Annotated in this window: 1 pseudogene; it reads right to left on the bottom strand. The window is 33.1% G+C overall.

Going from position 1 to position 378, the window contains the following annotated elements:
* Positions 1-347: pseudogene (locus DWY01_RS11695) on the bottom strand (ISL3 family transposase); the annotation flags it as partial.
* Positions 348-378: the final 31 nt, after the last annotated feature.

The raw sequence follows: 378 nt of genomic DNA, 5'->3' as shown, positions 1-378 counted from the left end.
CGATTGTGCACAATATCCACAATTTCACCATTTGAAAAATCCATAATGACAAATGCATACTTTTGAGAATTACTGATGTTCAAGTATACTTCATCAATTGACATATATTCTGGAAGAGGAAGTCTAGGAAGATCCACATACCTTCCAAATAAGATATGAGCGAGAGTGTCAGAAATATTGAATCTTTCGGCAATAGCTGCAGTACTTTGATCCAGGTGTTTAAATTCATTTAGAATAAGAAATGGAGTGATGGTTGTAGAATGAGCATATCTATCCAAAAAAGGAAATGAATCATTCATATATAAATTACACTCATCACAATGCCACTTACGTTGTTTAACAATCATATAAAATTTAGTGGAATCCTGAAGAACGGGA

The organism is Eubacterium sp. AF22-8LB, from assembly GCF_003458715.1.
Taxonomy (GTDB): Bacteria; Bacillota_I; Bacilli_A; order Erysipelotrichales; family Erysipelotrichaceae; genus Holdemanella.
The sequence above is the reverse complement of the archived record's forward strand: the minus strand, read 5'-3'. Positions and strand labels throughout refer to the sequence as shown.